Here is a 13,725-nt window from a genome sequence, read left to right on the forward strand (position 1 = left end):
GACTGAACGATCGTTCATTTTGACCTTGCCAGCCGCCGACATGCCGTGCAGTTTGGGCCGGACCAAAGCGAGAGGGAGCGCCAGCGATGGGGATCAAGTTTTTTTCAGACAAAGCGCGGCCTGTGCATTTGGGACCATATCCGCTTGAGCGTCTGGCGCGCGGGTCGCTCCCTGATTTTGCGCAGGTGCCGCTTGACACGGCGTTGAGTTTCGCCCGCCCTGAACAGCCCGAAAGCATTGTGAATGCGATGGGAGAGTTCCAGGCGATGATGGACGCCTTGCGCGACGGTTTTGTAAACAGCGAACAGTCCGAAGTGCCTGCGGATCCACAAGAACGTGCAAACCATATGAAGGCCTTTGGCTATTTCAACGACACATCTATGGTCGGTGTCGGGCCTGTGCCAGTGGAAGCCATCCTGTCAGAGTCGCGCCGTAACCCGGAAATTGATCGACTATCTGAGGCGCTAAAAACACGTCAAACCAAGACTTTGGCCTCCGGTATTGATCTTATTATGGCGGATCTCAAGGACAGCATGCAGGCGCCGCCCTCCGGCATTGAAGGGCAAGGTAATGCGCTTGTTTTCCTAATTGAACATTTGCGCGACCCTGAGCGTGGCGAGCCTGGCAGTGACTGGATCTTGGATGCACAAGACCACCGTGCCTGCTTGCGGGCGTCGGAGACTGCAATTGTCATTGCAAACTACATTCGTCTGCTGGGATGGAAGGCCAAGGCACACACAGCAACTTCGACGGATGTTGATCTGGGTCGGCTGGGCGTTGCGGCTGGACTGCTAAGCCCAGAAGACGGCCTATTGGTGGCGCCATGGTTGGGCACACGCTACGGGTTGGCGGTGGTGACCACCGACATGGAATTGGCCCATGATAAACCCTTGGCACCTATGGCGAATCAGCCATGGTTCCATACACAGGGGCCAGCATGGTGGTTGGGCAAAGGCTTTGCCAAATCCAGCCTGAACCGCGATCCGTATCGCAATCGCGACTATGCCAAGGGCGCGCATCCGTTTGAGCGACTGAAGCGCGTTGAAACCCCGACGACGTTTATCGACGAAGCCCGCGTTGCAAGGGTGCCAAAGCGCGCTGATATGTTCGCGCGCGCGCAATTCGGCGACATGGGCAAGCCGTTGCAGGACGGTGCAAAAGGGGGTCACTACGCCCGAAAAGCCGCCCCAAGTATGGCGCAACGCCGGGCGCTTGGCGCGTTTGTTGTGTTGCAGGATGGTGAGAGTGCTCAGACAAATAGACCAACAAATTCAGAGCGTAACGCGGCAAATGTAAAAGCCGCATGCTACTTTCTTGGCGTTGATGCAGTTGGCACAAGCCGCTGCCCGGACTGGACATGGTACAGCCACGACGCGACCGGTGAGCCGATCATACCGCCGCATGATCAGGCGATCAGTATGATTGTTGATCAGGGCTATGAAACCATGGAAGGCGCCAGCGGGGACGACTGGATAAGTGTGGCGCAGTCAATGCGTGCGTATCTGCGCTTTTCTTTGTTGGGCGGTGTGATCGCGCAGCAAATTCGAAATGTCGGTTACAAAGCCAAAGCCCATACAGTGATGGACGGTGAGGTATTGCAGCCGCCGTTGTTGCTGTTGTCGGGCTTGGGCGAAGTGAGCCGCATTGGTGAAGTGATCCTCAATCCATACCTTGGACCGCGCCTAAAATCTGGTGCCGTGACCACGGACATGCCGATGGATCACGATCAACCCATTGATTTCGGACTGCAAAGTTTCTGTGAGAGCTGCAACAAATGCGCGCGTGAATGCCCGTCTGGCGCCATCACTGCGGGCCCAAAACGCATGTTCAACGGGTATGAAATCTGGAAATCCGACAGCCAGAAATGCGCCACATATCGTATCACCACACCGGGCGGCGCGATGTGCGGGCGGTGCATGAAAACCTGTCCGTGGAACCTTGAAGGCCTGTTTGCCGAAGCGCCTTTCCGCTGGGCCGCGAGTAATTTTCCCAGTCTTGCCAAGCCTTTGGCCAAACTTGACGACGCTGTCGGCAACGGCGGACTGAATGACGTCAAGAAGTGGTGGTGGGACCTGGAGCTTGAAGGTGACGGCGCGTACCGACCCGCGAAAGCCCCTCTGAACCGCCGTGATTTACAGGTCGATCTGGACCTAAAGTATGAGGACCAGACGCTTGCGGTCTATCCCGCGCCGCTTGCGCCGCATCCGTGGCCATATCCGTTTCCGATGGATCGGGAGGCAGGGATTTCAGCTTATGAATCAATGGTTTCGGCTGAAGAGTATAAGTCCCGAATTGCGCAGGGAGACATGTCGGTCGTGCACAAGTATAGCGTTCCGTCGGTGGCGGATGCACCGGTTGTGCGTGTGGAAATCAGTGCGGTAGAGGCCATGACATCCGATGTCAGCAAATATGAATTCCGCAGTTTGGATGGCGCGGACTTGCCGCCGTGGACGGCAGGGGCGCATTTGGATGTGTTGGTCGCGCCAGAATTCTTGCGCCAATACAGTATGTCGGGCGATCCTGAGGACCGGACCAAATACCAGATCGGCGTCTTGCGCGAAGATGAGGGACGGGGCGGAAGTGCTTTTCTTCACAGGATTTTTTCCGAAGGCCGCAAGGTATTTGTCTCCAAACCGATCAATCACTTCGGGCTGGACGAAACCGCAACCAAAACATTTCTGATGGGCGGAGGAATTGGCATCACGCCAATGATTGCCTTTGCCCACCGGCTGCATGATTTGGGTGCGGATTTCGAATTGCACTATTCCGCAAGCCGCAAGGATGGCGCCGGATATGTTAATGATCTCAAAGAGATGGAGTGGTCTGACAGGGTTACGTTCCACTTCTCGGATGAAGGCACTCGGGCCGATCTGGATCAGGTGTTGGACGGATTTCAGGAAGGTTGGCATGTCTATACCTGCGGTCCGGACCGGTTCATGGAGGGCGTTATGTCCGCGGCCGAGAGTCAGGGTTTCCCGGAAGACGCGCGGCATCTGGAGTATTTCAGCGTTCCGGAACAGCCGGACTATGAAAATTTCGATTTCAAAATGAAGTTGAAGGACGGTCGAGAACTGCTTGTTCCTGCTGATAAAATTGCGACCGATGTTCTGCTTGAGAACGGTGTTCACGTCGATGTCAAATGCAGCGACGGAATCTGCGGTGTTTGCAAATGCGGGCTGGTGTCTGGCGAGGTGGAGCATCGAGATTTTGTGCTATCCAACAAGCAGCGCGAGACGTCTGTGATCTTGTGTCAGAGCCGCGCCAAAGAAGACGGTGGCGTGATCGAGATCGATCTTTAGCCCCCGAAATCGGGTTTCGGTATTGCGTCGGTATCGCGGCTGTATTGCATCGGTGTGATGTTGGGGCCTAGTGGAGGCCGCTTTGTCCGATTTCTAGGAGAGCACTGATGATGAGATCGGCGGCCACAGAGGCGAGGATCATCCCCATCACACGGCTAACGATTGCCGCGCCGGAGTTACCAATCAGCCGAATGATGGGACCGGCCGCCAGCATACAGAGATATGCAATCAGCACTACCAGCAGCATCACTCCGGCTGTGATCGCCTGATCAACGGCTGCAAATTCGTTGTTGTCGGTCAGCAGCACAATGGCCAGCATGGCACCGGGGGAAGCCAGAGACGGCACCGCTAAGGGAAAGACAGCCGGAGACGGTCGTTGGTCAAGGTTCGCGTCCGCATCGGTGGTGTGAATGTCGGCGTCCTGTTTTGCTTCGCCAAAAATCATCGTCAAAGCGAAGATGAACAAGATGATCCCGCCAGCGGTCTGGAACGACAATAGGCTGATGCCCAGTGCGTCAATCAGAAGCTGTCCAAACAACAGGAAGAACAGCAACACCCCAGCGGCAATACTTGCAGCGAGCAATGCTGTCTTGCGCCGCTCGGGCGCGGTCATAGCGGCGGTTACGGCGATAAACACCGGCACAGTTCCAATTGGGTCGATCACAACCCATAGGGTGACAAAACGGTCTAGCAAATCCATGTGATGACTTGACCATGTTTGCGCGGGCAGGTCACGCAAAACCGTCGGCAAAAAAATGGACGCGCGAAGAGACGCCGGTCAGTTGGTTACCAAGCGGCGGGTTTCGCCAGCAATGATGCCTTCTTCGTCGGTGGGGATGACGTGGGCAGCAAGTCGGCTGCCTTCGCAGGTGATGCGGCTGTTGCCAGCGGCGTTGGCAGTGTTGTCGATTTCCGCGCCCATCCAGACGCAGCCCTGAAGGATTCGGGCCCGCACGGCGGCGGAGTTCTCGCCAATACCACCGGTGAAAACCAACGCATCCAGACCACCCAGAGTGGCCGCCAACGCGCCGATTTTCTTTATTGCCTGATAGGCGAACAGGTCGACGGCTTCGGCTGCCATCGGACTGTCGGAACTCAGAAGGTCGCGCATGTCCGAACTGATGCCGGAAACACCCAGAAGGCCGGACTTGCTGCCCAGAGTGTCCTCGATTTCGGCGACGGACATGCCGCGATCACGCAGCATGTGGAAGATCACGCCGGGGTCGAGTTCGCCACAGCGTCGGCCCATTACAAGACCATCAAGCGCGGTGTAGCCCATGGTTGTCGCGACCGATTGCATATTTTGCATGGCGCACATTGAGGCGCCGTTGCCGAGGTGGGCAACAATCACGCGGCCATTTGGGCGGTCGAGATGGTGGGGCAGTTGGGTGGAAATAAAGTGATAGCTGAGGCCGTGAAACCCGTAGCGGAGCACGCCATCGTCGGAAAATTCCCGAGGGATGGCAAAGAGTTGCGCGATGCGTGGTTGGGTGCGGTGAAAGGCAGTGTCAAAGCAGGCGACCTGAGGAATGTCGGGCCAGCGGCGTGCGACGGCGCGGATGCCTGCAAGGTTGTGCGGTTGGTGTGCGGGCGCGAGCGGCGCCAAAATTTCGAGCTTGGCAATCACGTCGTCTGTGACGCGGGCGGGGGCCGCAAAATCACGTCCGCCGTGCACCACGCGGTGGCCTGCGCCCACGATACGCAGCGCATCACTTAGGCTTGCGATGTGGTTGAGCAGCCAGTCCAACACCTCGGCGTGGGTGGCGTCAGGCGCAACCGGCAGATCAATTGAGGCGGCTCCGCCGTGATAAGCGGGGCCGATGCCGATGCGGTCGACCTGTCCGTGCAGATGCTGTGTCAGGTCGGTGCCGTAGACCGCGTATTTGATAGATGACGATCCGGCGTTCAGAACGAGATAGGCGTCTTGTTTCTGCGCGCTCACATCACGGCCTTTCCAAGGTTGTGGTGCACCATCAGCTGCGCCAAGGCGGCGGAGACCAAGCGGGACAGTGTGCCGTCTGCACGGCTGGTCAGCATGATCGGAACGCGCGCGCCCAGCACCAGACCGGCGCTGTCGGCACCGGCGAGATACATCAGCTGTTTCGCGATCATATTGCCCGCCTCTAGGTCGGGCGCGACAAGAATGTCTGCATCGCCCGGCACGTCGGACACCACGCCTTTGGTCTTGGCGGCCTCGGCTGAGATGGCGTTGTCAAAGGCCAGCGGGCCTTCGAGGATGCCGCCGGTGATCTGGCCACGGTCCGCCATTTTACAGAGCGCTGCGGCCTCCAGCGTTGAGGGGATCTTGGGATAGATGGTTTCCAGCGCCGACAGGATCGCCACTTTGGGGATGGCGACGCCAAGCGCTTGGGCCAGACCGATGGCGTTTTGCACGATGTCGGCTTTGACCATCAGGTCTGGGAAGATGTTGATCGCGGCGTCGGTGATCAAAAGCGGTTTCGGGTAGGCCGGCACATCCAGAACAAAGACGTGGCTCATGCGGCGTGCGGTGCGCAGGCCTGTGGTTTTGTCGACCACCGCGCCCATGACCTCGTCAGTGTGCAGCGCGCCTTTCATCAGAGCTTGCGCGCGGCCCTCGCGCACCAAGCGCACCGAGGTTTCGGCGCTTTCGTGGCTGTGGGCGGTGTCGACAATCTCGAGGCCAGCGATATCCAGACCTGCCTCTTTGGCGGCGTCATTGATGCGGGCCGTCGGGCCAACAAGGATCGGGGTGATCAGCGTGTGATCGCGCGCCGCAAGCGCGCCTTCGAGCGAGGCCGCGTCACAGGGGTGCACAATCGCCGTAGTGATCGGATCAAGCGGTGCTGTGGCCTTGAGCATGGCATCAAAGCTGTTCTGGTGGGGGGCGTTCGGGTCCAAGGGAATCTCCACAACTGAATGTCATATGATCAATAGCCGCATTGGTTTGCTGAAATGCAAAACCTTGCGGGATGGGCGCAGTTTTGCTGCGTGGCGGCAATCTGGCAAGGGTGTCTGAAAGGAAGGGGGCGAAGAAGGCCCCACATGCGTTAAATGCCCTGCGCGAAGGTGCCGTAATCGCGTTGTGCAAAAATAAGCGGCGCACCTGTGTTGAGCAGCACGTGGGTCACGTTGCCGACCATGATGACATGATCGCCCGCGTCATGGGTCGCGGCGGTGGTGCATTCAAAACGGGCGAGGCAATCGTCAAAGATTGGCGCGCCGTTGGCACCGTCTTGGCGGTCGACAAGATCAAAGGCATCGGCGCGGCGGGCAAATTCCAGCGCCAGCGCGTGCTGGTCATGGCGCAGCACGTGAATGGCGTAGTGCTGTGCAGGAGCAAAGGCTTCAAGCCGGTCAGAAGTTTTTGCAGGGCACCAGAGCACCATCGGTGGCTCAAGTGAGACAGAGGCAAAGGAATTGGCGGTCATTCCGACGGGGCCGGTGTCGGTCATGGTGGTGATGACGGTCACGCCCGTAGAAAAGCTTCCCAACGCGTTGCGATAGGGGCGTTGATTTTCGGGGGTGGGTTCAAAAACCTCGGAAATGATGTCCATCGACGGCCTGCTGTTTGCCTGTATGCGCTTTGGGGCAGCATTGGAGGGAAATGGTGTCTGTTGCAAGAGGGTGCGCACAATTCCCACGCGGGTGCGGGATTTGTGCATGCGCCTGCGACGTGCGGGTCAGTTCAGATCTTCGAGCAGGCGGCCGTGTTTCTGGCACTGTTCGATTACCTTTTGCAGGGTGTCAAAGCCGCGTGATTTCAGCATTGGCACCATCCGACACAGCACCTCGGCGGTGGCTTGGGCGTCACCAAGCGCGGTGTGGCGCAAATGATCAGGGATAGTCACGGCCAATCGCGCGCAAAGCGCGTCCAGCGTGTGGTTTTCGGTGGTGCCAAACAGGACGGCAGAAAGCAGCACAGTGTCGAGGATCGGATGTTTCCATGAAAGATCAAAGTCTTTGGAGCGGCGGTGCAGGAAGGCCATGTCAAACGGGGCGTTGTGGGCGACGATCACAGCGTCGCGGGCGAAGTGATTGAACTCGGTGGCGACCGCTTGCAGGGGCGGGGCATCCGCCACCATGTCGTCGGTGATATGGTGTACTTTGGTGGACGCGGGCGGGATGGGGCGGCCGGGGTTCACAAAGCGGTTGATCTCTTCGCCCGGGACGATCTCGCCGCGCAGAACGCGCACGGCGCCGAGTTGAATGATCTCGTCTATGTGCGGCAAAAGCCCCGTGGTTTCGCTGTCAAAGACCACAAAGGGCACGCGATCCATTGGCAGTTGCATCAGGTCGGACGGGCCAGAGGCGGTCAGCAGATCAAAATCATAGGTGAGCGGGCGGGCAGCATCAGGCGCGAGGTGGCTGTGCGCCTCGTCAATCAGCATCATATAGCCACGCGCAGCGCCAAGCGGTTTCAGGCGGGCGGCAAAGCTGACCTCCCCTTTGGCGCTGGTGGCCTCAAAGGCGGTTTCGCGGTCTGTTTTGACAAGCTCGTCATGGGCTGCAAGCACCGTGGCCTTGTCGAAGTATTCAAAAATAGACGCGTTCAGGCGCGGCGGGGCGATTTGCACCAGCGCGGTCGCGGCCTGACCATCATAAAGCACAATGCGGTGGCCGGGGCCGATCAGCACGATGGCGAGAGGAATTTCCGACAGCAATGCAGTCAGTCGGTTTTTTTCGTCCGACAGAGCCTCGGTTTCAATTGCCACCAGTTCTGCGGCGTCAAGCGTGGTGGTGTCGAGCTGCGTGGTCACTGCATCGGCGGCCGGCGCCAGATCACCAAGGTAGCGAGCCGCATGCGTGTCCAGCGGCGTGGCCACGCCGGCATGGGCGCGCACCCGCAACGTGGCGGCAAGTTTTTCGATCGGTTTGGCAACGTTTTCGTCAAATAGGAACCAGACAGCGGTGGCGAGACCCAAAAGGCCAAATCCTGCGATCACGGCAGCCAGCGTGAAGCCTGATGACACCCCATCCGTCAGGGCGCTGCGGTAGCCCGCGACCAAAGCCAGCGCCACGATGGCCATGCCGCCAAGTGCCATCAGCACAAAGAAAAGCAGGATACGCAGGCGCAGGCTGAGGTGTGTCATGTCAGGTCTCACATAAGGCGGTTAGCAGAGGGTCGTCGGCTGGCACAGTGACCCAATCGGCCCCTTCGATGGCGCCGGTCGCGGAAAAGTCGATGGTGTCGGTAATCGCCGCGCGGCGGTTCAGGGCGCAGTCGCCCAAAACGATCAACCGATTGAGCGGCGCCCAACGGCCATAGAAATACGCGTTTGCCAGACGTTGCTCGGGCAGGGCCGTGTTGGTCTGCACAGAGGCCGTATCAAGCGCGACAAAGCGTTCGATATAGGGCGCAACATAGGTCCACGGGCGATAGAGCGCTTTGTTCTCAACCGTTTGGACAACCTCGAAGCCTTCGGGCATTGCCTCGGCGGTGCGGCCATACCAGCCATATTCAGAGGCAATGGTGGCTGTCAGCATGGCGCCGCCCGCCGCCAGCGGCACCAACCAGCGCGGCAGGCGGTTGCCGGTCAAACGCGTGATCAGCAGCATCAGCCCTGCGCCTGCGATACCGGCGATGAAAGTGGCGACTAGTTCCAGAAACATTGGGCTGTCCTTTGGTTAACTCAGAATACCTTTGCCGTGACCGATAGCGGATTGCAGCGATTTCACAACGACAAAGGCGTCGCGCAAATGGCTGCGTTCAAAGTCGGACAAGGCTGCGGGGCTTAGGAAATTATCGGGTTTTGTGCCGGCCATGATCTGGCGTGCTTGATGTTCAAGCCGTGTTTCCGCGATCAGGTCGTAGGCGTCAAGAAGGTCCGCTGCGCCGGTTTCGGAGAGCACTTTGGCGGATTGCGCCTCCGTCAGACGGGCGCGGGTGTTGACCTCGGCGAGTTGTCCTTGCAGCGCGTAAAGACGGGCGAGGTCGACGATTGGCACAACGCCGTTGTGCTTCAGATCAAGCTGGTTTTTGTGCTCCCCCGAGCGGATCGTGGCAAGGCCGCGCAACAGGCCGAGGGGTGGTTGATGGCCCAAGGAGTTGCCGGTCATATGGGCGACAAAGATCGAGTTCTTGGCGGCGGCCTTGAACGTGTCGTTTTGCAAATCTGCAAAGAGATCAAAGGTGCCGCCAATCGGACGCAGGTCGAACATAACGCTGGCGAGCATCTGCGCCTCTGGGTTCGGCGTGGCGATCCAGCTCGTAAAATATGACCTCCAGACCGACAGGGGTTGGCACCAACGCGTGTTGGTGGCCATCATGTCGCCGGGACAATAGAAATATCCGATGACATCAAGCCCATCGCTGACGAACTTGGCGAGTTTTGCAAAATATCCTGTACGCATGTCGTCTGTGACCGCGTCGTCCAGAATGAGGCAGTTGTCCTGATCGCTGACGCCGGTTTGTTCCTGACGCCCTTGTGATCCGCAAGCCAACCAAAGGTAGGGCACGGGCGGTGGGCCGTATGTGTCCTCGGCCAGCGCCAAAAGGCGACGGGTGGCGGTGTCGGCGATGTCGGTGATCAGACGGGTGACGATTTCGTGGCGGTTGCCACCGGCAACAAGCTGCACCAGCAATTGCGGGATGCGCGCGGTGACCTTGGCCATGTCTTCGGCCGTCGCGGCGTTGGCGACCTCGGCCACAAGTTCGGCGGAACTGATCGCCTGAATACGGGTCAGGTCGGTTTGGGTTACGATGCCGATCATTTTGCCGGCCTCAACGATGGGCACATGCCCAATGCCACGCTCCATCATCACATGCAGCACATCGGAGCCGATGGCGGTCGGGGGCAGCGAAATCGGCGCGGATGTCATCACCTCGGAGACGGGAGTGGTCAGCGGGCGGGCCTCGGCCAGCACTTTGCCAACCAGATCACCAGAGGTGAGGATGCCGGACAGCGCGTCGTTTTGTGTGATGCAGAGGGAAGAGATGCCTTTCTCGCGCATCAGGCGGGCGGCCTCGCCAACGGGGAACGTAGGCGCGACAGTGATGGGCTTGCGTGCCATGAAGCTGTCAACGCGGGAGGTGGCAAGATCGTTGGTTTTGGCTTTGCGCGCCCCGCCGGAGCGGTCAAAGAAGCGTCGCGCCGGTTCGTGATCTGCAATCAGGGCGCGGAATTTGGCAGCAGGGAGCAAGAGCAGCAAGGCATGTTCCTCGGCGCGCGCCGATGTGACGGCTGTGCCGTCGCGCAACAGGCCACGTTCGCCAAAGGAGTTGCGCAGACCGAGGTGGGATACGACCACGTCGTTTTCGTCGCGCACTTCGATCACGCCTTCGTAGACGATGAACAGACCTGCGAGTTTCTCGCCAAGGTCATAGACAGAGAATTCCTTTTCGACTTCCCAGACCTCAAAATCTTCGGCCAACTGGGGCAGTGCGTCCGGCGGCAGCGCGTCGTAGGGGTGCACGGAGCGCAGGAAGCGGGTGATTTGGTCGTTGGTTAGGGGCATTCTCGGAACCTATCAGTGAAATGTCCCGCTCGACAGAGTCGAACGGGACAGGATCAGGTGGGGCGGTATCGGGGAGTAGATACCGCCCCGATCGGTCGAGGGGACGACCGATCAGTGATCCTGTGCGACGCCTGCGCCTTTTGGAACGCGCACGCTTTCGACAAGATCTTTGATCTCCTGCGGGATCGGCTTGGTCATGCTAGCCACCAGATACGCGACACCAAAGTTCACAGCCGCACCGACAGCACCAAAGCTGGTCGATTTGATTGTGCCCAGAAGCGGGTCAGCATCGGTAAAGGAGTTGGTGTCTGGAATGAACAGCCAGCCTTTGTGCAGGAAGATATAGACCAAGGTCACGGTCAGACCTGCGAGCATGCCTGCGACGGCGCCGGTGTTGTTGATCTTCTTGGAGAAGATCCCCATCATCAGAGCCGGGAAGATCGAAGCCGCAGCAAGACCAAAGGCAAGGGCCACGGTTTGCGCCGCAAAGCCCGGAGGATTGAGACCAAGGTATGTGGCCACAGCAATGGCAACACCCATGGCGATCCGTGCCGACAAAAGCTCACCTTTTTCCGAGATACCCGGATTGATGGCGCCTTTGATCAGGTCGTGAGACACAGCCGAAGAGATCGCGAGCAGCAAGCCAGCAGCCGTTGACAGCGCAGCGGCAAGACCGCCTGCAGCCACCAGACCAATCACCCAAGACGGCAGGTTGGCGATTTCCGGGTTGGCCAGAACAAGGATGTCACGGTTGAACTTGGTCAGCTCGTTGCCTTCCCAGCCTTTTTCCGCGGCCATCGCCTGCATGTCAGCATTCTTGTCGTTGTAATACTGAATCTTGCCGTCGCCGTTTTTGTCTTCCCAGTCCAGCAGGCCGGTTTTCTGCCATGTGGCCATCCAGTCGTAACGGGGTTCGTTTTCGATCTGCTCAACCGACACAGCGTCGCCGCTGGTTCCGTTGGGCCACATCATGTCGGTGATGTTCAGACGCGCCATGGCACCCACAGCCGGAGCTGTCAGATACAGCAGCGCGATGAACACCAGCGCCCAACCGGCCGACCAACGTGCGTCAGACACTTTGGGAACGGTGAAGAAGCGCATGATGACGTGAGGAAGACCGGCGGTACCGATCATCAGCGACAAGGTGAACAGAACCATGTTCAGCGTGTCCGCGTGGTGGGCGGTGTACTCGTTAAAGCCCAGCTCGCCCACGATGGCGTCAAGCTTTTGCAAGAGAGGCTCACCGGAAGCCACGTGATCGCCAAACAGACCCAGTGCAGGGATCGGGTTGCCGGTCAGTTGTAGTGAGATGAAGATCGCTGGAATGGTGTAGGCCATGATCAGGACGACATACTGCGCCACCTGCGTGTAGGTCACACCTTTCATGCCGCCAAACACAGCATAGGCAAACACCACACAGGCACCGATCAAGAGACCCGTCGTGTTGGACACTTCTAGGAAACGGCCAAAGGCCACGCCCACGCCGGTCATCTGACCGATCACGTAGGTGGTGGAGGCCACGATCAGACAAATCACCGCAACGATGCGGGCGGTCTGGCTGTAGAAGCGGTCGCCGATGAATTCCGACACGGTGAACTTGCCGAATTTGCGCAGATAAGGCGCAAGCAGCAGCGCCAGCAGCACGTAGCCACCGGTCCAGCCCATCAGGAAGGAAGAGTTGTCATAGCCGGTAAAGGCGATGAGGCCAGCCATCGAGATGAACGATGCCGCTGACATCCAGTCAGCCGCTGTCGCCATACCGTTGGTGACCGGGTGAATGCCGCGACCCGCAGCATAAAATTCAGACGTGGACCCGGCACGGGCCCAAATCGCGATGCCGATGTAGAGCGCAAAAGACGCGCCCACAAACATCAGGTTGATTGCAAATTGGCTCATTGTCCCTCTGGTCCCTTATTCTTCTTCAACGCCGTGTTCGGCGTCGAGTTTGTTCATCTTCCAGGCGTAGAAAAAGATCAGGCCAAGAAAGACAAGAATGGAGCCTTGCTGGGCAAACCAGAAGCCAAGGTCAGTGCCACCGACGGCAATGCCGGACAGCATCGGGCGCAGCAGAATGCCAAACCCGAAAGAGACCAGCGCCCAGATGACGAGGCTGATCAGGATGATGCGAACATTGGCGGACCAATATGCGCTGTTGGATGAGTTGTCAGACATGGATGTCTCCTCCCTCTCGTTTCCGTTTCCTCCACAGGGGCGCCGATTTGCGCCCCCGCATTCCCTCTAGGCCGTCGCCAATGCGACGAGGGCCCCAAGTTCTTTGGCAATCGCGCCGATGTCGCCCATGGCATCAACCGATTGCAACGCGCCCTTGCCGTCGTAGTAGGCAATCAAAGGCGCGGTCTGTGCGTGATAAGCGTCTAGGCGCGACGCAACGGTTTCGGCGTTGTCATCCGCGCGGCGTTTGAAGTCGCCGCCGCCGCAGGTGTCGCAGACACCGGATTTGGCGGGCTTTTTGAAGCTGTCGTGATAGCCTTCGCCGCAGCCACCACAGGTGTAGCGGCCTGATATGCGGGTCACCATTGCTCTGTCGTCAACCTCAAGGCTGATGGCGGCGTTGATGCGCTGACCGGTTTCGGACAACAGCGTATCCAGCGCTTCGGCCTGAACCGTGGTGCGTGGGAACCCATCAAGGATGACGCCTTTGGCACAGTCGGCCTCGCCCAGACGGTCGCGAAGGATGGCGATGACGATGTCGTCAGACACCAAGTCACCGGCTTCCATCACCGCTTTGGCCTGTTTGCCAGCGTCCGTGCCTGCAGCCACTGCGGCGCGCAACAGGTCTCCGGTGGAGAGCTGCACGAGGCCGAACTGGGTTTCCAGCATACGGGCCTGAGTGCCTTTGCCGGCCCCGGGAGGGCCAAGCAAGATCAGAACGGGGGCAGGCGTGTTGGTTTTATCCAGCATGGCTCAGCTCCGGTTCATTCTATTATCGATGAGGTCTTCGACGACGGAGGGGTCTGCGAGTGTTGAC

General features: G+C 59.0%; 11 protein-coding genes. 1 reads left to right on the forward strand and 10 read right to left on the reverse strand.

Features of this window, described 5'->3' with window-relative positions:
- Positions 1-86: 86 nt before the first annotated feature.
- Positions 87-3,299, forward strand: a complete 3,213-nt coding sequence (locus SHIM_RS02115; RefSeq protein WP_054000985.1) for a 2Fe-2S iron-sulfur cluster-binding protein — start codon at positions 87-89, stop codon at positions 3,297-3,299.
- 67 nt (positions 3,300-3,366) lie between these two features.
- Here the strand turns inward: SHIM_RS02115 and SHIM_RS02120 are convergent, their stop codons facing one another.
- The 10 genes from SHIM_RS02120 to SHIM_RS02165 form a co-directional block, all read right to left on the reverse strand.
- Entirely contained in the window at positions 3,367-3,999 is a 633-nt protein-coding gene (locus tag SHIM_RS02120; RefSeq protein ID WP_054000986.1) for a MarC family protein, read from the reverse strand.
- A 78-nt stretch (positions 4,000-4,077) separates the two neighbouring features.
- Complete coding sequence (locus SHIM_RS02125; RefSeq protein ID WP_054000987.1) at positions 4,078-5,241, reverse strand: acetate/propionate family kinase; 1,164 nt, start codon at positions 5,239-5,241, stop codon at positions 4,078-4,080.
- Entirely contained in the window at positions 5,238-6,179 is a 942-nt protein-coding gene (locus SHIM_RS02130; RefSeq protein WP_241488767.1) for a bifunctional enoyl-CoA hydratase/phosphate acetyltransferase, read from the reverse strand. The genes SHIM_RS02125 and SHIM_RS02130 overlap by 4 nt, the downstream gene beginning before the upstream one ends.
- Before the next feature lie 149 nt (positions 6,180-6,328).
- Positions 6,329-6,835, reverse strand: coding sequence for a flavin reductase family protein (locus tag SHIM_RS02135; protein WP_054000995.1), 507 nt, complete (start codon positions 6,833-6,835; stop codon positions 6,329-6,331).
- A gap of 126 nt (positions 6,836-6,961) precedes the next feature.
- The gene (locus SHIM_RS02140) at positions 6,962-8,371 is read right to left on the reverse strand and encodes a 3'-5' exonuclease (RefSeq protein WP_054000989.1); all 1,410 of its coding nucleotides are present in this window, start codon (positions 8,369-8,371) and stop codon (positions 6,962-6,964) included.
- Position 8,372: 1 nt separating this feature from the next.
- Positions 8,373-8,891, reverse strand: a complete 519-nt coding sequence (locus tag SHIM_RS02145) for a hypothetical protein (protein WP_054000990.1) — start codon at positions 8,889-8,891, stop codon at positions 8,373-8,375.
- 15 nt (positions 8,892-8,906) lie between these two features.
- A complete protein-coding gene (locus SHIM_RS02150) occupies positions 8,907-10,736 on the reverse strand; it encodes a DUF294 nucleotidyltransferase-like domain-containing protein (protein ID WP_054000991.1) in 1,830 nt (609 codons plus the stop codon).
- 111 nt (positions 10,737-10,847) lie between these two features.
- A complete protein-coding gene (locus SHIM_RS02155) occupies positions 10,848-12,632 on the reverse strand; it encodes a sodium:solute symporter family protein (RefSeq protein ID WP_054000992.1) in 1,785 nt (594 codons plus the stop codon).
- Positions 12,633-12,647: 15 nt separating this feature from the next.
- The gene (locus SHIM_RS02160) at positions 12,648-12,908 is read right to left on the reverse strand and encodes a DUF4212 domain-containing protein (RefSeq protein WP_054000993.1); all 261 of its coding nucleotides are present in this window, start codon (positions 12,906-12,908) and stop codon (positions 12,648-12,650) included.
- Positions 12,909-12,974: 66 nt separating this feature from the next.
- Complete coding sequence (locus tag SHIM_RS02165; protein WP_054000994.1) at positions 12,975-13,658, reverse strand: adenylate kinase; 684 nt, start codon at positions 13,656-13,658, stop codon at positions 12,975-12,977.
- Positions 13,659-13,725 lie beyond the last annotated feature (67 nt).

The sequence above is a fragment of the Shimia sp. SK013 genome (assembly GCF_001292625.1).
GTDB lineage: Bacteria > Pseudomonadota > Alphaproteobacteria > Rhodobacterales > Rhodobacteraceae > Shimia.

What these genes read in the sequence shown, in the direction of transcription:
- SHIM_RS02115 (WP_054000985.1), top strand. Translation starts at nt 87, where the DNA reads ATGGGGATCAAGTTTTTTTCAGACAAAGCGCGGCCTGTGCATTTGGGA.
- SHIM_RS02120 (WP_054000986.1), bottom strand. Translation starts at nt 3,999, where the DNA reads ATGGATTTGCTAGACCGTTTTGTCACCCTATGGGTTGTGATCGACCCA.
- SHIM_RS02135 (WP_054000995.1), bottom strand. Translation starts at nt 6,835, where the DNA reads ATGGACATCATTTCCGAGGTTTTTGAACCCACCCCCGAAAATCAACGC.
- SHIM_RS02140 (WP_054000989.1), bottom strand. Translation starts at nt 8,371, where the DNA reads ATGACACACCTCAGCCTGCGCCTGCGTATCCTGCTTTTCTTTGTGCTG.
- SHIM_RS02145 (WP_054000990.1), bottom strand. Translation starts at nt 8,891, where the DNA reads ATGTTTCTGGAACTAGTCGCCACTTTCATCGCCGGTATCGCAGGCGCA.
- SHIM_RS02150 (WP_054000991.1), bottom strand. Translation starts at nt 10,736, where the DNA reads ATGCCCCTAACCAACGACCAAATCACCCGCTTCCTGCGCTCCGTGCAC.
- SHIM_RS02155 (WP_054000992.1), bottom strand. Translation starts at nt 12,632, where the DNA reads ATGAGCCAATTTGCAATCAACCTGATGTTTGTGGGCGCGTCTTTTGCG.
- SHIM_RS02160 (WP_054000993.1), bottom strand. Translation starts at nt 12,908, where the DNA reads ATGTCTGACAACTCATCCAACAGCGCATATTGGTCCGCCAATGTTCGC.
- SHIM_RS02165 (WP_054000994.1), bottom strand. Translation starts at nt 13,658, where the DNA reads ATGCTGGATAAAACCAACACGCCTGCCCCCGTTCTGATCTTGCTTGGC.